The sequence below is a fragment of the Parvibaculum sedimenti genome (assembly GCF_009184905.1).
In the GTDB taxonomy this organism is placed as follows: Bacteria; Pseudomonadota; Alphaproteobacteria; order Parvibaculales; family Parvibaculaceae; genus Parvibaculum; species Parvibaculum sedimenti.
In genome coordinates this window covers 23,734-49,549 of sequence record NZ_WESC01000021.1, presented here as the reverse complement: position 1 = coordinate 49,549, position 25,816 = coordinate 23,734, and the positions used below count along the sequence as shown (strand labels likewise).

Below are 25,816 nucleotides of genomic sequence, written 5' to 3'. Positions count from 1 at the left end.
CCCGAAAACTTCCCCGAAAATCCGACAACCGAATTCCGCTGGCACTACCCTGTATGGCCGAACCTGAAAATCCTGCCAACCGTTAACGGCTTTTCTTAAAGCATGCGTCAGACGCATGCCACTCGAACCTCTCAGGCGGCCGGACGGCGCAGAGCGCGCTCGCGCTGAATGAGTTCGGAGGCGAGCTTCATATAGGCCTTGCTGCCGGCACAGCGGTGATCATAGACCAGAGCGGGTTTTCCATAGGACGGCGCTTCCGAAATCCGGACATTGCGCGGGATCACGGTGCGATAGACCTTGTCGCCAAGATGCTGGCGCACGTCGGAGGCGACCTGATCGGAAAGTTTGTTGCGCTGATCGAACATGGTCAGCACCACGCCCTGAATCTCCAGCCTTGGATTGAGGCTCGTCCTAACTCGCTCGACGGTCCGCAAGAGCTGGCTCAAACCTTCCAGCGCAAAGAACTCGCATTGTAGCGGCACCAGGATCGCATCCGCCGCCGTCATGGCGTTGATGGTCAGCAGGTTGAGCGAAGGCGGGCAATCGATGAGAAGATAGGTATAAGGGCGCGCCGTCAGCGCCGCTTCCTTTTCGCTGCCGTTACGTGGCTTGCCGGCGCGCGGCATCCGCGCCAGCGCGTCGCGTAGTCGATGCGAACGCCGAGGAACGCTGGCAAGCTCAAGCTCGGCGCCGAGGAGATCCATGGTCGAGGGGACGATATCAAGGCCCGGCACCTTGGTCGGCACGACAGCGTCTTCGATCAGCGCCGCGCCGATCAGGACATCATAGGCCGACACCTTGCGTTCCGCCCGACCGATGCCGAGACCCGTGCTGGCGTTGCCCTGCGGATCGAGATCCACGATCAGAACGCGTTCGCCGACAGCGGCCAATGCCGTACCCAGATTGATTGCCGTGGTGGTTTTACCGACGCCACCCTTCTGGTTGGCGAGAACCAGAATGCGGGGGCGCGTATCGCCGCCTTGCGAAATCGCCCCAGTGGCCGTGATATCAGCGCTCGAGTCCGGGATTTGCATGTCGGAGCCCCCAAAGCTTCAGCACCGTTCCGGATGGATCGGATTGGCTGGCAATGGCTTCGCTTTCAAATATCCAATCTTTCGCCGACTCCGTCAATTCAGCACTGGCTCCTTGACCCTTCAGGAAGAGCCCTATCGTGGCTTTTCCCCAGAAACTTGATGCCCAGCCGAGAAGTTTCGGCAAACTGGCCAAGGCGCGGGCGCTGATGACATCGGGCAAGGGTTCCCCGTCCGGCCAGGCGAACTGCTCGATCCGAACCGTGTGGACTATGGCCGGAGCGCCGGTCGCCCGGATGACTTCACGAAGAAAAATCGACTTTCGCTGGTCGCTTTCCACCAGATGTATGGTGAAGCCAGGCCGATTCGCGAGAAGAATGACAATCACAAGCCCCGGAAAGCCCGCCCCGCTTCCCAGATCGAGCCAGCTCGTGGCATTCGGCGCGAGCGCCGCGAGCTGGGCGGAGTCCCAGAAGTGACGGCTCCAGACGTCGGGAAGAGTCGACGGCGCGACCAGATTGATCGAGGCCTGCCATTTACGGAGCAGCGCCTCATAAGTCTGAAGCCGGGTGATTGTTTCACGTGAAACATGCGCTGCCACTGCGAATGACTCGGCATCATTTACCAGATGTTGGGTCATACCCGGCCCTATCACTCAAGCTATATGACGAGGCTGCTGCTTCACATAAATCAGAAGCGTCGTCAGGGCCGCTGGAGTGACGCCGTCCACCCTCGCCGCCTGGCCTAGTGTGGCCGGACGCGCCTTGCCGAGCTTCAGCCGGACTTCATTGGAGAGACCTGGAACGGCAGCATAATCAAGGTCGGAGGGAAGGCTCAGCCCCTCATCTTTGCGGAAGGCGCGAATGTCGCTTTCCTGCCGATCCAGATAGCCGGAATACTGGGCGTCGATTTCGAGCTGTTCGGCGATTTCGTCCGACAAATCGCCAAATTCCGGCCAGATCGAGGCAATATTGGCCAAATCGATGTCGGGATAAGCCAACAGATCAAGCGCGCTACGCGCCACGCCGTCCTGATTCACCCGAAGGCCCCGCTTCACCAGCTCATTGGGCGATAGCTTGAGGTCCCGGGCCAGTGTCCGGGCCGCTTCAAGCGCCGAAAGCTTCGCCGCGAACGCCTCCGCCCGTTCCGCTCCGACGAGTCCCGTCTCAATGCCCTTCCCTGTCAAGCGCTGGTCGGCATTGTCGGCGCGAAGGGTCAACCGGTATTCGGCCCTTGATGTGAACATCCGATAGGGCTCACTGACACCCCGCGTGATGAGATCGTCGACCAGAACGCCCAGATAGGCCTCGGCGCGGTCGAAAACGACCGGGTCCTTCCCCGCTGCGGCCAAGGCGGCATTCGCCCCTGCGATCAACCCTTGGGCCGCCGCTTCCTCATAACCCGTGGTGCCATTGATCTGCCCGGCGAGATAAAGGCCGGAAAGCTTCTTCGTCTCAAGCGTCGGCCGGAGTTCGCGCGGGTCGATATAGTCATATTCGATGGCGTAACCGGGGCGGCGCATTACGACCTCTTCCAGACCCGGAATGGTCTTGAGGAAGGCGAGCTGGATTTCTTCGGGAAGCCCCGTCGAAATACCGTTTGGATAGATCGTGTCGTCGTCGAGCCCCTCCGGCTCAAGGAAGATCTGGTGGCTGTCGCGCTCGCGGAAGCGGACCACCTTGTCCTCGATCGAGGGACAATAGCGCGGCCCGACCCCTTCGATATGACCGGCATAGACGGGCGAATATTTGAGGTTCGCCTCGATGATCCTGTGGCCTTCCTCGGTCGTCCGCGTGATGTGGCAGTTGACCTGAGGGGTCGTGATCTCGCGGGTGAGGAAAGAAAACGGCACCGGCGGCGTATCGCCCGGCTGAACCTCCAGACGATCCCAGGCGATGGAGCTCCCGTCGAGACGCGGCGGCGTCCCGGTCTTGAGGCGGCCAAGCTGGAAGCCCAGGGCATAAAGCCGGTCCGAAAGACCGAGCGCGGGCGCTTCGCCCACGCGGCCCGCCGGAATGCGCTTCTCGCCGATATGGATCATGCCCCGAAGGAAAGTCCCGGTCGTCAGAACCACCCGCCGAGCGCGAAACTGGCGCCCATCCTCGGTGACGACCCCGGCCACACCTTCAGCGTCGACGATCAGATCGTTGACGCCGCCCTCCTCAGTCTGGAGGTTCCCGTGGCCAAGAATGGCGGCCTGCATCGCCTCTCGATAGAGCTTCCGGTCCGCCTGGGCGCGGGGCCCGCGAACGGCAGGGCCTTTGCGGCGATTGAGAAGGCGGAACTGAATACCCGCGGCATCCGCCACCCGGCCCATCAAGCCGTCCAACGCGTCGAGTTCCCGAACCAGATGGCCCTTCCCCAACCCGCCAATCGCCGGATTGCAGGACATTTCGCCGATGGTCGAAATCTTGTGGGTGAGTAGCAGGGTACGCGCGCCGGCGCGCGCCGCCGCCGAGGCCGCTTCGCAGCCGGCATGGCCGCCGCCAATCACGATCACATCGAATTCGGGAGAATTCATTCCGCGCCTCTCAGATTGTGAGAAGCTTTATCCCCGGCTGCGCTTCGCGGTCAAAGGATTTGAGAGATCGGTAGCTCTGAGGCCGGACGCTGTTTCACGTGAAACATTATTTGCCAATACAAAAATCCCTGAACACAATATCTAGCAAATCCTCGACATCGACCCGCCCCGTGATCCGGCCCAGCGAACGCGCCGCCAAACGAAGGTCTTCGGCCACCAATTCGATCGCCCTCTCTTCTCGAAGCGCTCCCAGTGCCCGCTCCAGACCCCCCAGACAGGCCAGAAGTCCTTCGCGATGACGGCCTCGCGTGATTGCGGGTGTCTCGGCAATTCCGGCTTTCTCCCCGACAAGTTGGGTCAGTGCCTCTTCCAACCAATCGAGCCCCTCGCCCGTGGCCGCCGAAACAAGAATTGCCCCCGGCAGATTCGAGGGGCCAAGATCAGCCTTGTTCAGAACGCGGAGATCGCCCTCCCGCGCCAGGCTGAAATCTCCTTCGAGCCCACCATCCGGCCGAAGCGCGGCGACGACAATCCGGAGATCGGCACCCTCCGCGCGGGCAAGCGCCCGCCTCACCCCTTCCTGCTCGACGGCGTTGACCGCATCCCGCAGACCAGCGGTGTCGGCCAACGTCACCGGGACGCCGCCCAGATCGAGCCGGACTTCCAGAACGTCCCGCGTCGTCCCCGCCTCGTCCGAGACGATGGCCGCTTCCCGCCGGGCAAGCCGGTTCAGAAGGCTCGACTTGCCGACATTGGGCGGACCGATGATCGCCACCTCAACGCCGTCGCGAAGCCGCTCACCCCGCCGCCCGTCATCGAGATGATTGCGGATTTCGTCGGCCAACCGCGTGATTTCGGGGCCGAGCTTCCTTGTCAGGTCGCCCGGAATCTCTTCCTCGGGAAAATCAATCTCGGCCTCGGCATGGGCGAGCACACGCATCAGCCGCCCACGCCACCCCTCATAGATATGGCCAAGGGCGCCCTCCATCTGCCGAAGCGCCTGGACACGTTGCGCCGCCGTCTCCGCTTCGATGAGATCGGCAAGGCCTTCGACCTCGGTGAGATCGAGCTTGCCGTTCTCAAAGGCGCGGCGCGTAAACTCCCCCGCAGTCGCGATCCGGAGCGCCGGCAATCGGCCAAGCGCGACGAGCACCCCGTCGACCACCGCGCGACCGCCATGGACATGAAACTCGGCGACATCCTCGCCGGTGAAACTTGCCGGCCCTTCGAACCAGAGGATCAGTGCGCGGTCGAGAATGCTGGCATCGCGCGGATCGCGCAGCGTCCGTAGAACCGCCTCGCGCGGGCGTCCTGGCCCCTCGCCCGTCAACACCCGGACGGCGTCGGCGGAGGCTGGTCCCGAGACGCGGATGACCGCCACCCCGGCGCGGCCCGCGGCGCTCGACAAGGCGTAAATCGTTTCCAATCCGAATCGATCCTGAAATGCATCGGACGCCGCGGCGTCCGGAAGTCTTCAATGAAACCCGCGCCCCTTTTACTCGGGTTTGCGCGTATTCGTCTTCTTTCCGTTGCCCGTCGCCGTCCGCGCCATGCTCCAGAGCAGGTTCTGGAATTGCTCGAGGCCCTGCGCGCCCACCGGCATGATCGTCTTTACCAGCGTTTCCGGGTCCATATAGGACATGTTCTGGGCCATCTGCTTTTCGAGCTGGGCCAGAAGCCGCTGCTGCATCGGCTCCAGGTCAGGCAGGCCCATCAGCCGCCGCGCTTCCTCCGGCGAAAGATCGACATCGATTGTCACTTTCATGGGCTGATCTCTTCTCTTTCATGTCTAATGGGAAGAAACGACTTCCAAAGTGAACCGCCCGGACGGCCTTATGTCACGCAATTTCCTCGACTCGGAAACAAGCCCCTATCTCCTGCAGCACAAGGACAACCCCGTTCACTGGCGGCCCTGGGGCGAAGCGGCGCTGGACGCGGCCCGCGCGGAAGGAAAGCCGATCCTGCTTTCGATCGGTTATGCCGCCTGCCACTGGTGCCATGTCATGGCGCATGAAAGTTTCGAGGACGAGGAAGTCGCCGCGGTGATGAACCGGCTTTTCATCCCCATCAAGGTCGATCGCGAGGAACGGCCCGATATCGATGCTATTTATATGTCGGCGCTCCACCTTCTCGGCGAACAGGGTGGCTGGCCGCTCACCATGTTCCTGACGCCAGACGGCGAGCCCTTCTGGGGCGGCACCTATTTTCCGAAGACGCCTGCTTACGGAAGGCCGGGCTTCATTGCCGTACTCGAAGAGGTCGCCCGCCTCGTCCGCGAAGAACCCGGCAAGATCGAACAGAACCGCGCCGCTCTGGTGAAGGCGCTGGACGAGCAATCCTCCACCGCCTATCCCGGCGAGCCGACGCCGCAAGTTCTCGACATCGTGGCCGACAAGTTCCTGTCGCTGATGGACCCCGTCCATGGCGGAATTCGCGGCGCGCCGAAATTTCCGCAAACGCCCCTCCTCACCTTCGTCTGGCGGGCCTATCTCCGCACCGGCCGCGCCGACCTTGGTGAGGTCGTGCTCAAGACCCTCGACCATCTCTGCGAGGGCGGCATCTACGATCATCTGGGTGGGGGCTTCGCCCGCTATTCGGTGGACGAGCGCTGGCTCGCCCCGCATTTCGAAAAGATGCTCTACGACAATGCCCAGCTCTTGCGTCTCCTCACCTCAGCATGGGTAGAGACGACAAAGCCGCTCTATGCGCGGCGCATCCGCGAGACCATCGGCTGGATGCTCCGCGAAATGCTGGTCGACGGCGCGGGTTTCGCTGCCTCCCTCGACGCCGACAGCGAGGGCGAGGAAGGCCGCTTCTATGTCTGGAGCGAGGCCGAGATTGACGCGGCTCTCGGCGCCGACGCGCCCCATTTCAAATCCGTCTATGACGTCAGCCGCCACGGCAATTGGGAAGAAAAGAACATCCTCAATCGCCTTGCCCACGCCGACGAGCCCTTCAGTGAAGAAGAGGAAGAGGCGCTCGCCCCCACGCGCGACAGGCTTCTCGCCATTCGCGCGAAGCGCATCCGCCCCGGCTTCGACGACAAGGTGCTCGCGGACTGGAACGGCCTCGCCATCGCGGCGCTGGCCGAGGCGGGTGTCGCCTTCGACGATCCGCTCTGGATAGACGCGGCCGCCCGTGCCTTCTCCTTCGTCACCACGCGCATGATCGAGAATGGCCGTCTCCACCACACCTGGCGCGAGGGGAAGCTCCAGCACCGCGCCATGGCCGACGATCTCGCCAATATGGCCGACGCCGCGCTGGCGCTGGCCGAGGCGACATCGAACCCCTCTTTCGTCGCGGAGGCCGAAGGCTTTATCGCCGAACTCGACACCCACTACCGCGACCAAAAGAACGGCGGCTATTTCTTCACCGCCGACGATGCGGGCGCCCTCATCACGCGGACGCGCAGCGTGGCCGACAATGCGACCCCGGCGGCCAATGGCGTTCTCATCAGTGTACTGACAAAACTCTCCCTCCTCACCGGTAAGAGCGACTATCTCGCCCGTGCGGACGAACTCGTCCGGGCTTTTGCCGGCGAGCTCAACCGCAATATCTTCCCGCTGGGTTCGTATCTCACAGGTCTCGAAACACGCCTCTGGCCGATCCAGATCGTCCTGATCGGGTCTTACGACACAACGGCTGAACTGCGCCGCACGGTCTTCGCCCTCGCCCTCCCGACGCATGTTCTTTCTTTGATCGAGGACGGCACCCCATTGCCGGAAGGGCATCCCGCCGCCGGCAAGCGCGCGCTCGACGGAAAGCCGACGGCCTATGTCTGTCTCGGCCCGACCTGCTCGCTACCGATCACGGAGCCTCGGGACCTCGCTTCGGTTCTTTTGCGCGCTCGCGCGCCTTCGAACGAACCCGCTCCTTGAGTCCGGCGATCTCGGCGGGCAGAAGGCCTGCCTCTTCACGGATCCAGGCACGGAAGGCCTGCACCTTGGGCTTGCGCGCGCTGCGTTTGGGATAGACGAGCCAATAGGCTTCCTCATCGGGCACTTCGAGGTCGAAGAGGCGAACGAGACGCCCTTCCGCCAAATCGGTCATGGCGAGCGCGTCGTTCGCAAGCGCCACACCCTGACCGGCGGCGGCGGCCTGAAGTGCCAGCGATGCCTCGATGAAGAGCGGGCCCCTCGCCGCCCATTTTGGATTCTTGACGCCGGCCGCTTCGAGCCATTGCAGCCAGTGCCCCATCGTCTCCTCATGAAGCAGCGGATATTGGCGCAGGTCCTCCGGCGTCCGGATCGGCTTTTTCGGATCGATCAGAAGCGGACTGCAAACGGGATAGACGGTCGCCTCAAACAGTTTCTCCGCGATCACATCGGTCCAGCCGCCGAGCCCATATCGAATGCCGACATCGACATTCTGCGTTTCGAAATCGATGATCTCCGGTGAGGGCAGCAACCGCAGCTCGATCTCCGGATGGGCGCGATAGAACCTCCCGAGCCGCAGCACCAGCCATCGCGCGGCGAATGACGGCTCCACCGAAACGGTCAGCGGCCCGCCCTCCTCACCCAGGGCCTGCGCCCAGCCATCGGCGATCTGATCGAAGGCTTGCGAAAGCATCGGTAACAGCGCCCGGCCTGCATCGGTGAGTTCGACCGCGCGGCCGGTTCTGACAAACAGCGCCACCCCCGCCTCTTCCTCCAGCGCGCGCACCTGATGGCTGATCGCCGCATGGGTGACATGCAGCTCCTCGGCCGCACGCGAGAAGCTGAGATGCCTGGCGGCGGCTTCGAAGGCCCGAAGCGCGTTCAGCGGTGGCAGGCGGCGAATGCTCATGATGTTAGATATTCTCACATCTGCTGTGAAAAGTCATCGTTTGATTTGGCCTGTGGGAAGCACCATCTTCCCCTCAACACGAACCCTTTGGTGAATAAAATGAACATCGCTAGTCTCTTTGCCCGCTCCTATGTCGACGCTTTCCGCGTCGCCACGGGGCGTTTCTCGGCAGAGACCCCCGTTGCCCGCACGGCCTGGGCTGAAGCCCGCCGCCCCGCGACGGCTGCTGCCTCTCTCGCCGCGAAGAAGCTCAAAGCCAAGAACAAGGCGCTCGACGCCCGCTGGTAACCGGCTTCCCGAACCGAATTCGAAAGGGCGCGTGAAAACGCGCCCTTTTTTCTTGTCCGCAAGCGCCTCCAGGCGGCTAAAGTCCCCTCCCATCGAATTCCAATCGAGCTGAGGAGGCCAAGCCCATGAGCGGCGAAACCATTTCCATTCACGGTCCTGATCACAATTTCACCGGCTATCTGGCAAAGCCCAAATCCGGTACGGGTCCGGGCGTCGTCGTCATCCAGGAAATCTTCGGCGTCAATCAGGTCATGCGCGACGTCGCCGACTGGCTGGCCTCGGAAGGCTTCGTGGCCCTCAGCCCCGATCTTTTCTCGCGCATCGAGCCCGGCGTCGACATCACCGACCAGACCGAAGCCGAGTGGAAGAAGGCCTTCGATCTCATGGGTGCCTTCAATGTCGATCACGGCGTCGCCGACATCGCCGCCACGATCAAGACGCTCCGTCCGCTCACAACCGGCAAAGTCGGCGCGATGGGTTATTGCCTCGGCGGCCAGCTCGCCTTTCTCACGGCCTGCCACACCGACAGCGACGCTTCGATCGGCTATTATGGCGTCAACATCCAGAATCGCCTCGCCGATGCCGAGTTCATCAAGAAGCCCTTGATGCTGCACATCGCCGGCAAGGATGAATTCGTCAACAAGGGAGCGCAGGCCGAGATTATCGACAATCTGCGCGACAATCCGCTTGTCACCATTCATCAATATGCCGAGCAGGATCACGCCTTCGCCCGTCCGCGCGGCGCGCATTACGACAAGGCGGCCGCCGACGAGGCGAATGCCCGCTCGCTGGCTTTCCTCAGGAAGAATCTCGCCTGACCTCCATGGTCCCGTCCGAGCTATACCTCGCCTTTATCGGCGCAACGCTCCTGCTCTGCGTGATACCGGGGCCGGTCGTGACCTATCTGGTCGCGGTCGGCATCCGTCAGGGCTGGCGCGATGCACTGATCGGGCTTGCCGGCTGCTCGACCGCGATCACGATCCATATGGTCCTTGTCGTCGCCAGCCTCGATACGCTCCTCGTCGCGCTGGGACCATGGACAGGGATTCTGCAACTCATCGGCGCCGCCTATATCGTCTGGCTCGGCATCTCCGCCTGGCGCACGCCGATCACGTCCGAGGGGGGCGACACCGCACAGACGCCGCGCCTGAAGCCCGCCGTCGTCTATCGTCGCGGCCTTCTCGTCTCCATCACCAATCCGAAGACACTTATCTTCTATGCAGCATTCTTTCCGCAGTTCATCGCCCCGGATCGTCCCGCCTTGCCGCAGTTGCTGGTGCTCGCTCTCACCTTCATTACGATCAGCGCCCTGTCCGACGGCACTTACGCGATTGCATCGGGCCATCTCGCTCCCTACCTCAAGAGTCCACGCGCCCAGCTCATCCGCAACCGCATCACCGGCATAGTCTTTGCCCTCACCGGGCTCACCCTCGCATTGACCCGCTCGTAGGAGACTTCAGATGAAGACCAAAGCCATTCGTATCCACCAGCATGGCGGGCCCGAGGTTCTGCAATTCGAAGAAATCGACCTGGCCGATCTGCGGCCCGGCGAAATCCGCGTCCGCAACAAGGCCGTGGGTCTCAACTTCATCGAGACCTATTTTCGCTCCGGCCTTTATCCCGTGCCGCTCCCCTTCACGCTCGGAAGCGAAGCGGCGGGCGTCGTGGATGCCGTGGGCGAAGGCGTGACCAATGTGAAGGTCGGCGATCGCATCGCCTACAACAGCGGCGGCGCCTATGCGGAGCTGACGAATGTTCCCGCCGCCCGCGCGCTTCCGCTTCCCGCCGGTGTCAGCGACGATGCTGCAGCCTGCCTTCTGCTCAAAGGCTCCACCGCCGAATATCTCCTGCGCCGCACCTTCCGCGTCGAAGCGGGACAGACGATCCTCTGGCACGCCGCCGCCGGCGGCGTCGGCCTCATCGCCACGCAATGGGCAAAGCATCTGGGCTGCACGGTCATCGGCACGGTCGGTTCCGACGACAAGATCGCGATTGCGAAAGCGCATGGCTGCGATCACGTCATCAACTACCGCACAGAAAACACCGTCGAGCGCGTGAAGGAAATCACTGGCGGCAAGAAGGTACCCGTCGTCTATGACGGCGTCGGCAAAGACACGTTCATGACCTCGCTCGACTGCCTCAGTCCCCGTGGCCTTCTCGTGTCTTTCGGCAATGCCTCAGGCCCCGTCACCGGCGTCGATCTCGGCATCCTCGCCGCCAAGGGCTCGCTCTATGTGACGCGCCCGACGCTCGCGACCTATGCCGCCTCGCCGAAAGACTATGCCGAAATCGGCGCCGAGGTTTTCGACGTCGTCGCCAAAGGCGCGGTGAAGATCGAGATCAACCAGCGCTACAAGCTCGCCGACGCCGCCCAGGCGCATCGCGACCTCGAAGCGAGGAAGACAACCGGCGCGACGGTGCTGGTACCGTAACTCCCACCCGTCACCCCGGACCTGATCCGGGGTCCATCTTGCCTTACGGCACGATTGAAGATGGATGCCGGATCAAGTCCGGCATGACGCCATAAAAAAGGACGGCCCCTGAGGCCGCCCTTTCCGTATCGCTGAAGCTCCAGCGCCTTACGTATTCATCGAGTCGAAGAACTCGCCGTTGTTCTTGGTCTGCTTGAGCTTGTCGAGCAGAAACTCGATCGCGTCGACCGTGCCCATCGGATTGAGGATGCGGCGGAGCACATACATCTTCGACAGCGTACCCTTCTCGACGAGCAGCTCTTCCTTGCGCGTGCCCGACTTGATGATGTCGATGGCGGGGAAGACGCGCTTGTCGGCGACCTTGCGGTCGAGAATGATTTCCGAGTTACCCGTGCCCTTGAACTCTTCGAAGATGACTTCGTCCATGCGCGAGCCGGTGTCGATAAGCGCCGTCGCGATAATGGTGAGCGAGCCGCCTTCCTCGATGTTGCGCGCCGCGCCGAAGAAGCGCTTCGGACGCTGGAGCGCGTTGGCGTCGACACCGCCGGTCAGCACCTTGCCGGAGGACGGGACGACCGTGTTGTAGGCGCGGCCGAGGCGCGTGATCGAGTCGAGAAGAATGACCACATCGCGGCCATGTTCGACCAGGCGCTTCGCCTTCTCGATCACCATTTCGGCGACCTGAACGTGGCGTACCGCCGGCTCGTCGAATGTCGAGGAGATGACCTCGCCCTTCACCGAACGCTGCATGTCGGTGACTTCTTCCGGACGCTCGTCGATCAGCAGAACGATCAGATAGCATTCCGGATGATTGGTCGTGATCGAATGGGCGATGTTCTGGAGAAGAACCGTCTTGCCGGTACGCGGCGGGGCGACGATCAGGCCGCGCTGGCCCTTGCCGAGCGGGGCGACGATGTCGATGACGCGGGACGACTTGTCCTTCAGCGTCGGATCGTCGACCTCCATCTCGAGCTTCTCGTCGGGATAGAGCGGTGTCAGGTTGTCGAAATGGACCTTGTGGCGGGCCTTGTCCGGGCTCTCGAAATTGATCGTGTTGACCTTGAGAAGCGCGAAATAGCGTTCGCCGTCCTTCGGGCTGCGAATCTCGCCTTCCACCGTGTCGCCGGTGCGGAGCGAGAAGCGGCGGATCTGTGAGGGGGAGACATAGATGTCGTCGGGACCCGGCAGGTAATTCGCTTCCGGCGAGCGCAGGAAGCCGAAGCCGTCGGGCAACACCTCAACCACGCCTTCGCCGATGATGTCGATGCCCTGCTCGGCATATTGCTTCAGGATCGCGAACATCATGTCCTGCGTCCGGAGCGTCGAGGCATTCTCGACTTCGAGCTCCTCGGCGATCTTCAGAAGTTCGGTCGGCCCTTTGGCCTTGAGGTCCTGCAGTTTGATCTGCGGCATTGGATGCTTTCTTGGGAGAATCCGGTCCGGCTATCGGCAAAAACTCGGCTGAATGCGGGAAGCGGGAAGAAAAATTCGAAACGAGAAGGAAGTTTGGGGAGGCCCTTTGCCTTGCCTGCCGCGATGTGCCCTCGGCGCATCGGGTTTCGTCATATCGTTCCGTTACTCAGGCCCTTGGGTCAGGCTCTCACGGGAACGGCACGGACATCAGGAAGACCGCCGGAAGAACTCCGGCCTTGCAAAGCATATAAGGCCAGAGCCCCCGGATTTCAAATGGATTTTCCGACCACCCTAAAAGGGCCGAACAATTACCAGAATGACGATGACGACAACCAGCGTCGGCGGAACCTCGTTGACGATCCGGTAGAAGCGCGAACTATGCCGGTTCCGGTCCGCCTCGAAGTCCTTGCGCCACCTGGCAAAAAAGCCATGGGCGGCCGTCATGACCACCACGAGAAAGAGCTTCGCGTGGAGCCAGTGCTCGGAGAGCAGCGCCGGGTTCAACCAGAGCATCAGCCCGCCGAAGAGGAAACTCGCGATCATGGCCGGGTTGATGATGCCCCGCAGCAGGCGCCGCTCCATGATCTTGAAGGTCTCGGACTTCTCGGAGCCCACTTTCGCCTCTGCGTGATAGACGAAAAGCCGGGGCAGATAGGCCATGCCCGCCATCCAGAAGATGACCGAAATGACGTGGAGCGCCTTGATCCACATATAGGCCGAAGTCAGTGTCGCGCTCATCTCGCCTCTTCTCCGCAGGGCCGGCCCGCCGCTTCCTCCGGGCAGAGCAGCCTGTCGGACGAGTTCATCACCGTTCTTACCAGATTGCCGAGCCCCGCGATGAAGCGCGGATGGGTCCCGACCGCGGGCACCCGCTCATAACGCGGCACGCCCGCCTCTTTTGCGAGATGGCCATATTCGATATCGAGCTCGACCAGCGTTTCGGAATGTTCCGAGACGAAGGCGATGGGAAGGACAACGAGGCTCTTGCCCTGATGTCCGGCCCGCTCGATCTCCTTGTCTGTCGCTGGCCCGATCCATTCAAGCGGTCCGACGCGGCTCTGATAGCAGGTCACCCAGTCCAGCCCTTCGACACCCAACGCCTCCACCACAGCCTTGCAGCTCGCCTCGACCTGTTGCTGATAGGGGTCGCCCGCCTCCACCACCTTTTTGGGAAGGCCATGAGCGGAAAAGAGAATGCGTGGTTTTTCGCCGGAAGCGAATTTAGCCAGCGCCTCGCGCAGAAGCTCCGCATAGGCGGCAATGAAGCCCGGTTCAACCGGATAGCAGCAGATTGTTCTCGTCGGCACTGCAAGACCGACCGTTTTGACCGCCTGATCCCAGTCCCCAAGCGAGGATTTGTTGGTCGTCGTCGAATATTGCGGATAGAGCGGCAGCAGGATCACTTCGTCCGGCGCCCAAGCCTTGACGGCCGCGGCTGTCTCAGACGCGAAGGGCTTCCAGTAACGCATGGCGATGAAGCAGCGCGCGTCATAGTCCCCGGCAAGCTCCTGCTCCAGTGCTCTGGCCTGAGCTTCCGTCAGAGGCAGGATCGGCGACCGACCGCCGATATTCGCATAGATGCCCTTCGCCACAGGCGCACGACGCCTTGAAATGATCTTCGCGATCAGCCAGCGCAATGGCTGTGGGACACGGATGATCAGGGGATCATTGAAGAGGTTGAAAAGAAAAGGCTCGACCGCCTCGGGACCGTCCGGTCCGCCGAGATTGAAAAGAACGATGGCGAGCTTCTTCTTTGCGCTCATCGTTTCGCCGACCGAACGAGTTCGACAAGTTCCGCCACATGCTCAGGCGGCGTCTGCGGAACGATGCCGTGGCCGAGATTGAAGATGAAGGGCCCGCCGGCAAGCGTGTCGAGAATATGGTTCGCGGCAGACCGCATGCACTCGCCGCCAGCGACGAGCAGCAGCGGATCGAGATTACCCTGCACACAAGCGATGCTCTGCAAATTCTTCGCGGCCCAGGCCGGTGAAACGCCTGTGTCGAGGCTCACGCCCGAGAGCTGCGTATCGCGGGCATAGTCCACCGCCAGCGCGCCGCTGCCGCGCGGAAAGCCAATGACCGGTAGGCCAGGGAACTTTCCCCTCAATGCCTTTACGATCTTCGCCGTGGGAGCAAGCGAATAGGCACGGAACTGCGTCTCGGGAAGGCTGCCGGCCCAGGTGTCGAATATCTGGACGAGTTCGGCCCCTGCCTCGACCTGTGCAGAGAGGTGAAGGATTGTCGCCTCGGTGAGAAGGTCGATCAGTTTCTGGAAGGCCTCAGGCGCGCGGTAGGCCCAGAGCTTCGCTGCAGCCTGATCCGGCGAGCCTCGCCCGCCCACCATATAGGTCGCCACGGTCCAGGGAGCGCCCGCAAAGCCGATCAGTGCCGTTTCGGCGTGGAGACTGCGCTTCAGCCTGCGAACGGTCTCATAGACCGGCTGTAGCCTTTCCACGACACCACCGAGATCGAGCTCATCCAGTTGCTCGACCCTCGTGATCGGGGCAAGCACCGGCCCCTCGCCTTCCTTGAAAGCAACTTCCTGCCCAAGCGCATCGGGCACGACGAGAATGTCTGAAAAGAGGATTGCCGCATCGAGGCCGTAGCGCCTGATCGGCTGCAAGCTCACTTCTTCGGCGAGCTCCGGATTGTAGCAGAGATCGAGAAAGCTTCCGGCTTCGGCCCGCGTCTTCCGGTATTCGGGCAAATAGCGTCCAGCCTGGCGCATCAGCCAGATAGGTGTGCGGTCGACAGGCTCTCCCTTGAGCGCACGAATCATTCGTTTGGCTTGGGTTCCGGATTCGTGACTCACAGGGATCGCTCTCTATCTAAGATTCTTAGATTCTAGGTGGGGGTAGTAAAGGATAGCTGTGGAAGTCGGGGATCAAAAGCTCCGGCGATTTGTTCGACCGCCTTTCCACAGATTTCGTTCCCGGCGCTGCCGCCTCGCATTCATCCAGATCTCAACAATCCTCTGTGTGTTCTTTTGCTGCTCGAACCAACAGTCGAGCTTACGCAAGAACTTGCGCTGTGGATCCTATGCCTGTCTGCCTTGTGAACAATGGGGACAGAAAGCCGCGGTGGGTCTCTCCATCCATTCATCCACCGATCTTGGCTCCCACCCCCTTTTTCTGTTCAGAGGCGGATGAGAGCGGGGAGCGAAAAGGCGAAGCGGGGAGGAATTTTCGAGGGTCTTCCCGAAAGGCCGACATACCCCCGTTAAACACAGATATCCACAGACCCGACGACATGTTCTTCATTAACCCTATTGCCGCAAAAACTCTGGCACCGCAAGGGGAGCGTCGTTACCTTGGCGGCGGCCGGGCCATTTTCTGCCCGCGCGACAACTGGCGGATTTCATGGCGTCCCGGCGTGTCTTTCATCTTCATCTGGTTTCGGACGCGACTGGCGAGACGCTGAACGCGGTCGCCCGCGCAGCTTGCGCCCAATATGAGGACGCCCATCCGATCGAACATGTCTATGCGCTGGTGCGGGGCCCGAAGCAGCTCGAGCGTGTGCTTGGTGAAATCGAGGATGCGCCCGGCATCGTCATGTTCACTATGGTGAATGAGGAGTTGCGCCAGCGGCTGGAAGCGCGCTGCGCCGAACTCATGACGCCCTGCATTTCCGTGCTCGATCCGGTGATGGGTGCGCTCGGCACTTATCTGGGCCGCGAGTCCTCGCACAAGCCCGGCTCGCAGCACACGATGAACGCCGAATATTTCAGCCGCATTGAAGCGCTGAACTACACCATGGCGCATGATGACGGACAGTCTGCCGGCGATCTCGATCTGGCGGACATCATCCTGGTCGGCGTGAGCCGAACCTCGAAGACGCCGACCTGCATCTATCTGGCAAACCGCGGCATCAAGGCGGCGAATGTTCCGGTCGTGCCCAATGTCGCTCTTCCGCCCGATCTCGAAACCGCGACACATCCGCTGATCGTCGGATTGACGACGAGTCCCGATCGCCTGATCCAGATCCGCAAGAACCGGCTTTTGTCTCTCCACGAGGATACCGACACGAGCTACGTCAATCACGACGCCGTAGGCGACGAGGTCGCCTTTGCCCGCCGTCTTTGCGCGCGCAATGGCTGGCCGGTCATCGACGTAACGCGGCGCTCCATCGAGGAGACGGCGGCGGCAGTGCTCAATCTTTATAATGAGCGCCAGAAGGAAGTCGGCTGAAAGCATGTCCGCGCCCCCCCTCATTCTCGCCTCCGGCAGCAAGGTCCGCGCAATGCTGCTGACCCATGCCGGGCTCGAATTCTCCGTCCGGGATTCCGGTGTCGACGAAGACGCGGTAAAACGCGGCTTCACGGGTGGCAATGATGAAGCTGGTACTGATGCGCTGGCGCTCGAACTCGCCGCCGCGAAGGCTCAAGCCGTGAGCAAGGTCGCGCCCGGCGCTTTTGTCATCGGCGCCGACCAGATCCTTTCCTGCGATCAGGCGCGCTTCGACAAGCCGCGCGACATGGGCGAGGCGCGGGACAATCTGAAGATCTTTCGCGGCCGCATGCATATTCTTCACAGTGGCATCGTGCTTGCGAAGTCGGGCGAACTGCTCTGGTCTTTTTCGGACCGCGCGCTTCTCACCATGCGCGATTTTTCCGACGCGTTTCTCGACTGGTATCTCGAGACGCTGGGCGAGAAGGTCAGAACGAGCGTCGGTTGCTACCAGCTCGAAGGTCCGGGCATCCAGCTTTTCGAAAAGATCGATGGTGACTACTTCACCATTCTCGGACTGCCGCTCCTGCCGCTTCTCGCAGAGTTGCGCCGCCACGGGGTGATCCGCACATGACCCGCAAGGTTTGCATCATGGGTTGGCCCATCACTCATTCGCGGTCGCCGCTCATCCACAATTACTGGATCGAGAAATACGGCGTCGAGGATGCGCTTTATGAGCGCTTCGCCGTGCGGCCCGAGGATTTTGTCGCGACGCTGCGCGATCTGTCGAAGCTTGGCTATATCGGCGCGAACATCACCGTACCGCACAAGGAATCCGCCTTCGCCGCGCTGGAACTTCATGACGCAAATGCCGAGCGTCTCAAGGCGGTCAACACGCTGGTCATGACGCCAAAGGGGTTCGAGGGCCGCAATACCGATGGCTATGGTTTCATCGCCAATCTGCGCGAGCGCGCGCCGGACTGGCTTCCGGCGAGCGGTCCTGCGGTGCTGATCGGCGCGGGCGGCGCGACCCGCGCGATTGCCGCCGCGCTGGAAACGGAAGGCGTGCCTGAGCTTCGCATCGTCAACCGGACGAAGGCCCGCGCGGAAGCGCTTGCCAGGGAACTGCAACTCCGCAATGCGCGGATATTCGATTGGGACGAAGCCAATTCGGCTCTCGATGGCGCAGCCCTCTTCGTCAATACAACGACGCTCGGCATGAACGGGGCGGGCGAGATCGAGTTCTCGCTCGAAATGTTGCCACGCACGGCGCTTGTCACCGACATCGTCTACACGCCGCTCGAAACGGGACTTCTCGCCCGCGCCCGTCTGCAGGGCTTCGCGACGGTGGACGGTCTTGGCATGCTGCTTCATCAGGCGGTGCCGGGCTTCGAAGCCTGGTTCGGCATCCGGCCCGAGGTTACGCCTGAACTTCGCGCGTTGGTGCTCGCCGATATGGGCATCGTCGAAAAGTAAGAAACGGGGAGGAATTCATGCTGCTTATCGGTCTGACCGGCTCGATCGGCATGGGAAAGTCGGAGACGGCGAAAATGTTCGCGCGTCTCGGCGTGCCCGTTTATGACGCCGATGCGGCCGTCCATGCGCTTTATATGAAAGGCGGCGCGGCAGTGGAGCCCCTGCGCGAAGTTTTTCCCTCCGCTGTCATCGACGATGCGGTGGATCGCACGGAGCTTTCGCGCTGCGTGCTCGGCAATCCCGAAGCGATGAAGAAACTCGAGGCGATCGTGCATCCGCTGGTCGGTCAGGCGCAGATCGAGTTTTTGAAAAAGGCCGCAGCCGAAGGCCATCATGCCGTGCTTCTCGATATTCCGCTCCTCTATGAAACGGGCGGCGAAAAGCGTGTCGATGTCGTCGTCGTGGTGAGCGCGCCCTATCACATTCAGGAAAGCCGCGTTCTGGCGCGCCCTGGGATGGACGCTGCGAAATTCGCCGCCATTCACGCCAAGCAGGTGCCCGACGAGGAAAAGCGCCGCCGCGCCGATTTCATCGTCGAGACCGACAAAGGGCTCGACCACGCTTTTGAGGAAGTGCGCAAGATCGTCGAGACGTTGAAGACGCGCGAAGGCAAGGTGCTGAAGGAACGTCTTCCGGGGATCTGAGGATTCCCCGCCGCGCCCATTCCTGTTAGGCTCGCCCCATGCGCCAGATCGTTCTCGACACGGAAACCACCGGCCTTTCACCCGACGAGGGACACAGGCTCGTCGAAGTCGGCTGCCTCGAAGTCTTCAATCATGTGCCGACCGGCAATGTTTTCCACCGCTACATGAATCCCGAGCGCGACATGCCCGAAGGCGCGTTCCGCGTTCACGGGCTGTCGGCGGAGTTTCTGCGCGACAAGCCGAAATTCGCCGAGGTTGTGGATGAGTTTCTCGAATTCATCGGCGATGCCGAACTCGTCATTCACAATGCGGGCTTCGACATGACGTTTCTGAATGCGGAGCTGAAATGGGTCGGTCGTCCGCCCCTCGCCGCCGCCCGCGCCGTCGACACGCTCATGATCGCGCGAAAGCGCTTCCCCGGCGCGCAGAACAGCCTTGATGCGCTTTGCCGCCGCTTCAACATCGACAATTCGGGCCGTGTGAAGCATGGCGCCTTGCTCGACGCGGAGTTGCTGGCCGAAGTCTATCTGGAGTTGATGGGCGGCCGTCAGCCGGGCCTGGTGCTCGACGCGGCCGCGGCGGCCGCTGCCGCAACGACCGTGGCCGCCCGCGAAACGCGCAAACGGCCCACGCCTCTCCCCTCGCGTCTGAGCGAGGAAGAGCGCGCGGCGCATGAGGGGTTCGTCTCGACCCTCGGCGCGGAACCGCTCTGGGTCAAGCTCGGCGGCTAGGCCGATCCTTCAGGAAATCAGTTCGGAACTTCGCCTTCGGTGCGGCGCTGCTGGTAGAGACCGACGAAATCGACCGGGTCGATCAGCAGCGGCGGAAAGCCGCCGTCGCGCGTTGCATCGGCGATGATGCGGCGGGCGAAGGGGAAGAGCATGCGCGGGCATTCGACGAGGAGTACCGGCTCCAGCTGCTCGGCCGGAATGTTCACCAGACGGAACAGGCCGCAATAGTCCAGCTCGGTCAGGAACATGAGTTCGTCCTGAATCTTGGCTTCGGCGCCGAGCGAGATCGTAACCTCGAACTCCGTTTCGCCGAGGCGCTGGGCGCCCACATCGACCCGCACCGAAATCTGCGGCTGCTCGGAGAGCGGCCCGACGGTGCGCGGCGCATTCGGGTTTTCGAAGGAAAGATCCTTGATGTACTGCGTCAGCACACGCAGCTGCGGACCCGTTTCGCCCTCAAGGCCCTGAAAATTCTCGTCGGACATGATCCCTCGCCGATGGTGCGAACGTCTGAATGTTGAGCCCGCTGGCTAACACGGAATATTGCGCGGGACAAGGCACGGCCTGATGACATCAGGTTCAGTTTGACCTGCCGCCGCCGATCCAGGGCGACGGCCCGTCGCCCTTTTTGGCGTTTGCGTCATCGGGCTCGGGCTCAATGGCTTCCGCCTTGCCCTCGATGATCGGCCCGGAATACCGGGTGTAGGAGGCCGACGCGCCCATGCCCTGCACATGCATGTGCGTTCTGGCCCAGCGCGTGACGGCGCGACCAAGAGCCCGGCGGACGGCCGGCACGAGAAGCAGCAGGCCCAGCGCATCGGTCAGCAGGCCCGGCGTCACCATGAGGAGCCCTGCGAGAACGATGAACGCCCCGTCCGTCACCTGCTCGACCGGCATTTCGCCCCGGTCCATTGCTTCCTGCGCCTTGCGAAGCGTGCCGAGCCCCTGATGGTGCAGGAGCCATAGCCCCAAAATGGCGAGCCCGACGACCAATGCGACGGTCGGCAGCGCGCCGATCCATCCGCCGACCCATATGAAAGTCGCGATCTCGGCCAGCGGCACGAGGATAAGGGCGAGAAGAATGACGGGTGCCAAGAAACCTCCGTTCAGCGGGTGTCTGGATTATCCCCACAGGTGGTAAACCGGGGTCGGTTAGCCTACTTTATTGCAAAGACCCAGTATTGCGGGACCTCGGGCCGAAGCCGCGCGTCCGTCATCATGGCGGAGATCGGGCAGCACCGGCTCGACAGACTGAAAGGTGGCCCTAGATGGGCGAGAGTTCGATCCTGATCAACCTTATCCTGCTTGTCGTCGCCGTTGGCGTCTTTCTGAAGCTCAGAAGCGTTCTCGGGCGGCGAACGGGCCATGAGCGTCCGCCCTTCGATCCTTATTCCGCTTCCGAAAAGCCCGCCAGGGCCGACGACAAGGTTGTCTCCCTTCCACAGCGCGGACGGGCCGACACCGACGATTCCGGCATCGACGCCTATCCGCAGCGCGAGCCCTATGTCGTGAAGAACCGCTGGGAGGGGATCGCGCCCGAAGGCTCGCCGCTTGCGCAGACACTGACCGAGATTGCGCTGGCCGACCGCCGCTTCGATGCCGAGGCGTTCCTCTCCGGCGCCCGCATCGCCTACGAAATGATCGTCAACGGGTTCGCCAAGGGTGATCGCAAGGCCCTGCAGCCCCTTCTCGACGAGAATGTCTACAAGAGCTTCGAAGGTGTGATCGCGGGCCGCGAAGCCCGCGGCGAGCAGGTGGAGCAGAACTTCATCGGCATTACCAAGTCGCAGATTTCCGGGGCGGCGCTTGAGGGCAAGCGTGCCCGCCTCACCATAAATTTCACCAGCGAGCTGACCGCCTGCACCAAGAACAAGGACGGTATCGTCATCGAGGGCGATCCGGTGACCATCCGGCAGGTGAACGATGTCTGGACCTTCGAGCGCGACCTGAAGGCCTCCGACCCCAATTGGCGCCTGGTCGCCACCGGCGCGGCGGACTGACGGGAAAACGGGCGCGAAGTCGGAGGGGCCGGCCATGAGATATGCAACCGCGGGGCTTGCCGGCCTCGTCCTGCTCGCCGTTTCGGCCTGTGGCAGCGGAGAGGCATCCATGATGGAGACGCGGGCAAGTGCGGAAGCCGGTTCAGGGCCCGTAAGCTTTGCCGCGCTTCCCGGCTGGCAGAATGACGATCACGCGGCGGCGCTCGCGACTTTCCGCAGGTCCTGCGCACGCATCCTCGAACTCAATGGTGCCGATCCTCTCGATCCAAAGGCGTCCGAAGCCCGCCGCTACGGTACTGCCGCCGACTGGCAGGAAGCCTGCGCGGCGGCGAACGAAGTCGGTTCGGGCAAGCAAGCGGCAAGGCGATATTTCGAAACCTGGTTCCAGCCGGTGCGCATCGGCAATGCATCGGATGTGAACCCGCTTTTCACCGGTTATTTCGAGCCCGTAATGAAGGGCAGCCTGACCCGCCACGGCCCCTATCAGACCCCGATCATCTCTTTTCCGCCCGAATATGCCGCCGCCCGCGCCTCCGGCAGGGAGCTGCCTACCCGTTCCCAGATCGAGGCCGCGCTCGCCGATGGCAGGCTCGATGCGAAGCGTCTGGCGCTGGTATGGCTGGCCGATCCGATCGACGCCTTCTTCCTGCACATCCAGGGTTCCGGCCGCGTTCAGCTCGATAATGGTGGCGTGATGCGCCTTGCCTTTTCGGCCAAGAACAACCGGCCATACCTCGCCATCGGCAAAGTGTTAATCGAGCGCGGTGAGATTTCGAAGGATGAGATTTCGATGCAGACCATTCGTGCCTGGCTCGAAGCTCACCCTGCCGAAGTAAAGCCGTTGCTGAGCCGGAACGATAGCTACATCTTCTTCAAGCGCCTCAATGGCACCGCCCCGGAAGCGGGCCCGCCCGGTGCGGAAAAAGTGAGCCTCACGCCAGGCCGCAGCCTCGCGGTCGACCGCAGCTTCCATCCGCTGGGCTCGCTCCTCTGGCTCGACAGCCGCTATCCAACGCCCGATGGCAGCGGCCACAAACCGCTCCGCAGGCTGATGGTGGCGCAGGATACGGGCTCGGCCATTCGCGGCGAGCAGCGCGGCGACGTCTTCTGGGGCGCGACGGCGGATGCCGCCGAGATTGCCGGCCGCATGAAAGAGCCGGGCGAGCTGATTGCCCTTCTTCCCAAATCCCTCGCCGCTCGCTAGGGACCGGAAATGGGGCCCCGACATGGCGAATGACACAAAGGCCGATGTTCCCCCGCGCCGCCGCCGGGTCCGGGCTTTGAGCGACGAGGAGCTGAAGCTCTGGCGTGTCGTTACCAGGGACGCCAAACCCCTTCCTGGCAAACATCACCCGCCCGAGCCGGAGAAAGCCGAAGATTTTGGCTTGGTCCTGCCTTCTGTTTCGAAAACGAAACAAAATAAGCTCATTCATTCCGTTTCCGTAACATTGAAGCCGGTGAAACCCGCAGGCCCGCCACCGCTTGCCGGGCTCGATCGCCGCACCAGCCAGAAGCTTGCCCGCGGCCAGGTTGAAGCCGAGGCGCGCCTCGATCTTCACGGTCATGGCCGCGAAGAGGCGCGGATCGCGCTTCTGCGTTTCGTCTCGAGCTGCCGCGCGAGCGGGCTTCGCTGTGTATTGGTTATCACCGGTAAAGGAGAAAGCCCCTTCTCCCGGCACATACTTCACAGTTCGCGCTACCACGAAGCCGCGGAACACTCAGGGATTTTGCGCTCCGCCCTACCAGTATGGCTGGAAGGGGCGGCCTTCCGCGCAGAAGTCGCAAGCTTTCAGCCTGCCCATCCGAAACATGGCGGCGGCGGCGCCTTCTATCTCTGGCTGAGGAAAAGGAAATGACGCCCTTCGGCCAGAAGCTCCGCGAATTGCGCGCCGCGCGCGACGTAACGCTGAAGGACATGGCGGCGGCGCTTCGGGTCACACCTGCCTATCTCTCGGCGCTGGAACATGGCCGTCGTGGGCGTCCGAGCTGGCGTCTGGTTCAGTCGATCATCGGTTATTTCAACGTGATCTGGGACGAGGCGGAAGAAATCGAGCGCCTTGCCCGTCTTTCCCACCCGCGCATCGTCATCGATACGGCGGGTCTGACGCCCCCGGCGACCGAATTGGCCAACCGTCTGTCCGAGCAGATCGCTCATTTGACGCCGGCGGAGATCGACCGGCTGATGGAGGCGCTGCCGCCGCGTCCCCGCCGCGGGCAACCCAAGACGCAATAATATCGCCTATGGCGACGTAATGACGCCAATCCGGATCGCTTTTGGCGAATTCAAAGGATGAACTTCGACAGGTCGGTGTTCTTCGACAGGTCGCCGATATGCTCATGGACGTAAGCCGCATCCACCGTCACCGTCTGCCCGCCGCGATCGGTGGCCGCGAAGGAGATTTCGTCGAGCACCCGTTCCATCACCGTGTGAAGGCGGCGCGCGCCGATATTCTCGACCGAGGCGTTCACTTCCGCCGCCACCGTTGCAATGGCGTCGATGCCGTCCTCGGTGAAGTCGAGGGTCACATTCTCCGTCTGCATCAGCGCCACATATTGCTTGATGAGGCTCGCTTCCGGCTCGGTGAGGATGCGCTTGAAGTCGTCGCGGGTTAGCGCCCTCAGCTCGACGCGGATCGGCAGGCGGCCCTGAAGTTCAGGCAACAGGTCCGACGGCTTGGCGATGTGGAAGGCGCCCGACGCGATAAAGAGGATGTGATCGGTCTTCACCGCGCCATGCTTGGTGGAAACGGTCGTGCCCTCGATCAGCGGCAGCAGATCGCGCTGCACGCCTTCGCGGCTCACATCAGCTCCCTGCCGTTCGGAGCGCGCGCAGATCTTGTCCACCTCATCGAGAAAGACGATGCCGTTCTGCTCGACCGAGCGGATCGCTTCCTGCGTCAGCTGGTCCTGATCCAGAAGCTTGTCTGACTCCTCGGCGATCAGCACCTCGTAGCTGTCGCGGACGCTCAGCTTGCGCGGCCTGGTCCGGTTGCCGAAGGCTTTGCCCATGATGTCGCCGAGATTGATCATGCCGACCTGGCCGCCCGGCATTCCGGGAATGTCGAAGCTCGGCGCGCCGCCCTGATCGGCAACCTCGACCTCGATTTCCTTCTCATCCAGCTCACCCGTGCGGAGCTTGCGCCGGAAGGTTTCGCGCGTCGCCTCGCTCGATCCCTTGCCGACCAGCGCGTCGAGGACGCGGGTTTCGGCGGCGAGATGGGCCTTGGCCTGCACATCCTTGCGCTTCTTGTCGCGCACCATGGCGATGCCGATTTCCACGAGGTCGCGGATGATCTGTTCGACGTCGCGGCCGACATAGCCGACCTCGGTGAATTTCGTCGCCTCGATCTTGATGAAGGGCGCTTCGGCGAGCTTCGCGAGGCGGCGCGAGATCTCCGTCTTGCCGACGCCGGTCGGCCCGATCATCAGAATGTTCTTGGGCAGTACTTCCTCGCGCAGGTCCTCGGGAAGTTGCTGACGGCGCCAGCGATTGCGAAGGGCGATGGCGACGGCGCGCTTGGCGTCCTGCTGGCCGACAATGTAGCGGTCGAGTTCGGACACGATTTCGCGCGGCGAGAAACTGGTCATGGACAGGGTAGTGCTCCCAGATCGAAAGGAAGTCGAAAGGCGCCTCAGACGGCGTCGAGAATTTCCACGGTGAGGTTGTTGTTGGTGTAGACGCAGATCTCGGAGGCGATCTTCAGCGCCTTGCGGGCGATTTCTTCCGCGCTCAGCTCCGTATCGGCGAGCGCGCGGGCAGCCGCCAGCGCGTAGTTTCCGCCCGAGCCAATGCCCACGATGCCGCCCTCGGGCTCCAGCACGTCGCCATTGCCGGTCAGCACCAGGCTCACATGAGCATCGGCCACGATCATCAGCGCTTCGAGGCGGCGCAGGAACCGGTCGGTCCGCCAGTCCTTGGCGAGCTCGACGCAAGCGCGGGTGAGTTGCCCGGGATATTGCTCCAGCTTTCCTTCCAGACGCTCGAAAAGCGTCATGGCGTCGGCGGTTGCGCCCGCGAAGCCCGCAATGACATTACCCGACCCCAAAGGTCGGACTTTCCTTGCATTGCCCTTCATCACGGTGTCGCCCATCGAAACCTGTCCGTCGCCGGCGACAACCACCTTGCCACCCTTGCGGACGGTCAGGATTGTCGTGCCGTGCCAGGTGGCGTAGGGCGAGGAATGCGTATCGGTCATAAGCGGCTCGTCGATGGAGTGACAGCTCGCAGCGCCCCAGGGGCCCGCGAAGCGGAGAGCCAGATGTGGAGATTTTGGTGGCTCGGGTCAAGCCGCCTTGCCGCACGGCTTCGACGTGGGGCCTAGCCGGGCT

Annotated in this window: 28 protein-coding genes; 14 read left to right on the top strand and 14 right to left on the bottom strand. The window is 62.5% G+C overall.

What is annotated here, in order from left to right; translation table 11 throughout:
- Positions 1 to 131 precede the first annotated feature (131 nt).
- The 5 genes from F2P47_RS17040 to F2P47_RS17020 form a co-directional block, all read right to left on the bottom strand.
- Entirely contained in the window at positions 132 to 1,034 is a 903-nt protein-coding gene (locus F2P47_RS17040; RefSeq protein ID WP_246176949.1) for a ParA family protein, read from the bottom strand.
- Positions 1,009 to 1,671 carry a 16S rRNA (guanine(527)-N(7))-methyltransferase RsmG gene (gene rsmG / locus F2P47_RS17035; protein ID WP_152217591.1) on the bottom strand — a complete coding sequence of 221 codons (663 nt, stop codon included), beginning with the start codon at positions 1,669 to 1,671 and terminating at the stop codon, positions 1,009 to 1,011. Before rsmG ends, F2P47_RS17040 begins: the two co-directional genes overlap by 26 nt.
- Positions 1,672 to 1,686: 15 nt before the next feature.
- Positions 1,687 to 3,552, bottom strand: coding sequence for a tRNA uridine-5-carboxymethylaminomethyl(34) synthesis enzyme MnmG (gene mnmG, locus F2P47_RS17030; protein ID WP_152217590.1), 1,866 nt, complete (start codon positions 3,550 to 3,552; stop codon positions 1,687 to 1,689).
- 106 nt (positions 3,553 to 3,658) lie between these two features.
- Positions 3,659 to 4,978, bottom strand: a complete 1,320-nt coding sequence (gene mnmE, locus F2P47_RS17025) for a tRNA uridine-5-carboxymethylaminomethyl(34) synthesis GTPase MnmE (protein WP_152217589.1) — start codon at positions 4,976 to 4,978, stop codon at positions 3,659 to 3,661.
- A gap of 69 nt (positions 4,979 to 5,047) precedes the next feature.
- Positions 5,048 to 5,317, bottom strand: a complete 270-nt coding sequence (locus F2P47_RS17020) for a DUF6489 family protein (RefSeq protein ID WP_152217588.1) — start codon at positions 5,315 to 5,317, stop codon at positions 5,048 to 5,050.
- Positions 5,318 to 5,387: 70 nt separating this feature from the next.
- On the opposite strand from F2P47_RS17020, the gene F2P47_RS17015 reads away from it, so the two are divergent.
- Positions 5,388 to 7,430 (top strand): thioredoxin domain-containing protein, encoded by a 2,043-nt coding sequence (locus F2P47_RS17015; protein ID WP_152217587.1) that lies wholly within the window; start codon positions 5,388 to 5,390, stop codon positions 7,428 to 7,430.
- Here the strand turns inward: F2P47_RS17015 and gcvA are convergent.
- Positions 7,360 to 8,337, bottom strand: coding sequence for a transcriptional regulator GcvA (gcvA, locus tag F2P47_RS17010; protein WP_204886748.1), 978 nt, complete (start codon positions 8,335 to 8,337; stop codon positions 7,360 to 7,362). The genes F2P47_RS17015 and gcvA overlap by 71 nt on opposite strands.
- Before the next feature lie 99 nt (positions 8,338 to 8,436).
- Here gcvA and F2P47_RS17005 point away from each other — a divergent pair, with 99 nt between their 5' ends.
- From F2P47_RS17005 to F2P47_RS16990, 4 genes are all read left to right on the top strand, one after another.
- Positions 8,437 to 8,625 (top strand): hypothetical protein, encoded by a 189-nt coding sequence (locus F2P47_RS17005; protein ID WP_152217586.1) that lies wholly within the window; start codon positions 8,437 to 8,439, stop codon positions 8,623 to 8,625.
- Positions 8,626 to 8,750: 125 nt separating this feature from the next.
- A complete protein-coding gene (locus F2P47_RS17000; protein ID WP_152217585.1) occupies positions 8,751 to 9,443 on the top strand; it encodes a dienelactone hydrolase family protein in 693 nt (230 codons plus the stop codon).
- Between the two features lie 5 nt (positions 9,444 to 9,448).
- Positions 9,449 to 10,075 (top strand): LysE family translocator, encoded by a 627-nt coding sequence (locus tag F2P47_RS16995; RefSeq protein WP_152217584.1) that lies wholly within the window; start codon positions 9,449 to 9,451, stop codon positions 10,073 to 10,075.
- Positions 10,076 to 10,085: 10 nt separating this feature from the next.
- Complete coding sequence (locus F2P47_RS16990; RefSeq protein ID WP_152217583.1) at positions 10,086 to 11,057, top strand: quinone oxidoreductase family protein; 972 nt, start codon at positions 10,086 to 10,088, stop codon at positions 11,055 to 11,057.
- 147 nt (positions 11,058 to 11,204) lie between these two features.
- Here the strand turns inward: F2P47_RS16990 and rho are convergent, their stop codons facing one another.
- From rho to hemE, 4 genes are all read right to left on the bottom strand, one after another.
- Complete coding sequence (rho, locus tag F2P47_RS16985; protein WP_152217582.1) at positions 11,205 to 12,470, bottom strand: transcription termination factor Rho; 1,266 nt, start codon at positions 12,468 to 12,470, stop codon at positions 11,205 to 11,207.
- A gap of 291 nt (positions 12,471 to 12,761) precedes the next feature.
- Positions 12,762 to 13,208: a protoporphyrinogen oxidase HemJ gene (hemJ, locus tag F2P47_RS16980; RefSeq protein WP_152217581.1), complete on the bottom strand. Its 447-nt coding sequence runs from the start codon at positions 13,206 to 13,208 to the stop codon at positions 12,762 to 12,764.
- Positions 13,205 to 14,233, bottom strand: a complete 1,029-nt coding sequence (gene hemH / locus F2P47_RS16975) for a ferrochelatase (protein WP_152217580.1) — start codon at positions 14,231 to 14,233, stop codon at positions 13,205 to 13,207. The genes hemJ and hemH overlap by 4 nt, the downstream gene beginning before the upstream one ends.
- On the bottom strand, positions 14,230 to 15,282 hold the full coding sequence (hemE, locus tag F2P47_RS16970) for a uroporphyrinogen decarboxylase (RefSeq protein ID WP_185681180.1): 1,053 nt from the start codon (positions 15,280 to 15,282) through the stop codon (positions 14,230 to 14,232). Before hemE ends, hemH begins: the two co-directional genes overlap by 4 nt.
- 547 nt (positions 15,283 to 15,829) lie before the next feature.
- On the opposite strand from hemE, the gene F2P47_RS16965 reads away from it, so the two are divergent.
- From F2P47_RS16965 to dnaQ, 5 genes are read left to right on the top strand one after another with little or no spacing between them, the layout of a single operon-like run.
- Entirely contained in the window at positions 15,830 to 16,657 is an 828-nt protein-coding gene (locus F2P47_RS16965) for a pyruvate, water dikinase regulatory protein (protein ID WP_152217578.1), read from the top strand.
- Between the two features lie 4 nt (positions 16,658 to 16,661).
- The gene (locus F2P47_RS16960; RefSeq protein WP_185681179.1) at positions 16,662 to 17,270 is read left to right on the top strand and encodes a Maf family protein; all 609 of its coding nucleotides are present in this window, start codon (positions 16,662 to 16,664) and stop codon (positions 17,268 to 17,270) included.
- Positions 17,267 to 18,112 (top strand): shikimate dehydrogenase, encoded by an 846-nt coding sequence (locus F2P47_RS16955; RefSeq protein ID WP_152217576.1) that lies wholly within the window; start codon positions 17,267 to 17,269, stop codon positions 18,110 to 18,112. The genes F2P47_RS16960 and F2P47_RS16955 overlap by 4 nt, the downstream gene beginning before the upstream one ends.
- Positions 18,113 to 18,129: 17 nt before the next feature.
- Entirely contained in the window at positions 18,130 to 18,756 is a 627-nt protein-coding gene (gene coaE / locus F2P47_RS16950; RefSeq protein WP_152217575.1) for a dephospho-CoA kinase, read from the top strand.
- A 38-nt stretch (positions 18,757 to 18,794) separates the two neighbouring features.
- The gene (gene dnaQ / locus F2P47_RS16945; protein WP_152217574.1) at positions 18,795 to 19,487 is read left to right on the top strand and encodes a DNA polymerase III subunit epsilon; all 693 of its coding nucleotides are present in this window, start codon (positions 18,795 to 18,797) and stop codon (positions 19,485 to 19,487) included.
- A 17-nt stretch (positions 19,488 to 19,504) separates the two neighbouring features.
- Here dnaQ and secB read toward each other — a convergent pair whose 3' ends face one another.
- Both secB and F2P47_RS16935 read right to left on the bottom strand, forming a co-directional pair.
- The gene (gene secB / locus F2P47_RS16940) at positions 19,505 to 19,972 is read right to left on the bottom strand and encodes a protein-export chaperone SecB (RefSeq protein ID WP_152217573.1); all 468 of its coding nucleotides are present in this window, start codon (positions 19,970 to 19,972) and stop codon (positions 19,505 to 19,507) included.
- A gap of 94 nt (positions 19,973 to 20,066) precedes the next feature.
- The gene (locus F2P47_RS16935) at positions 20,067 to 20,582 is read right to left on the bottom strand and encodes an FxsA family protein (RefSeq protein WP_185681178.1); all 516 of its coding nucleotides are present in this window, start codon (positions 20,580 to 20,582) and stop codon (positions 20,067 to 20,069) included.
- A 173-nt stretch (positions 20,583 to 20,755) separates the two neighbouring features.
- On the opposite strand from F2P47_RS16935, the gene F2P47_RS16930 reads away from it, so the two are divergent.
- The 4 genes from F2P47_RS16930 to F2P47_RS16915 are packed head-to-tail and all read left to right on the top strand — an operon-like array spanning position 20,756 to position 23,720.
- Complete coding sequence (locus F2P47_RS16930) at positions 20,756 to 21,487, top strand: Tim44/TimA family putative adaptor protein (protein WP_152217571.1); 732 nt, start codon at positions 20,756 to 20,758, stop codon at positions 21,485 to 21,487.
- 34 nt (positions 21,488 to 21,521) lie between these two features.
- Positions 21,522 to 22,691: a murein transglycosylase A gene (mltA, locus tag F2P47_RS16925; RefSeq protein WP_152217570.1), complete on the top strand. Its 1,170-nt coding sequence runs from the start codon at positions 21,522 to 21,524 to the stop codon at positions 22,689 to 22,691.
- Between the two features lie 22 nt (positions 22,692 to 22,713).
- Positions 22,714 to 23,343, top strand: coding sequence for a Smr/MutS family protein (locus F2P47_RS16920; protein ID WP_152217569.1), 630 nt, complete (start codon positions 22,714 to 22,716; stop codon positions 23,341 to 23,343).
- Positions 23,340 to 23,720, top strand: coding sequence for a helix-turn-helix domain-containing protein (locus F2P47_RS16915; RefSeq protein WP_152217568.1), 381 nt, complete (start codon positions 23,340 to 23,342; stop codon positions 23,718 to 23,720). Before F2P47_RS16920 ends, F2P47_RS16915 begins: the two co-directional genes overlap by 4 nt.
- A 50-nt stretch (positions 23,721 to 23,770) precedes the next feature.
- On the opposite strand, the gene hslU is transcribed toward F2P47_RS16915, so the two are convergent.
- Positions 23,771 to 25,075: an ATP-dependent protease ATPase subunit HslU gene (gene hslU / locus F2P47_RS16910; RefSeq protein ID WP_152217567.1), complete on the bottom strand. Its 1,305-nt coding sequence runs from the start codon at positions 25,073 to 25,075 to the stop codon at positions 23,771 to 23,773.
- Positions 25,076 to 25,119: 44 nt separating this feature from the next.
- Positions 25,120 to 25,683: an ATP-dependent protease subunit HslV gene (gene hslV / locus F2P47_RS16905; RefSeq protein WP_152217566.1), complete on the bottom strand. Its 564-nt coding sequence runs from the start codon at positions 25,681 to 25,683 to the stop codon at positions 25,120 to 25,122.
- Between the last annotated feature and the right edge of the window lie 133 nt (positions 25,684 to 25,816).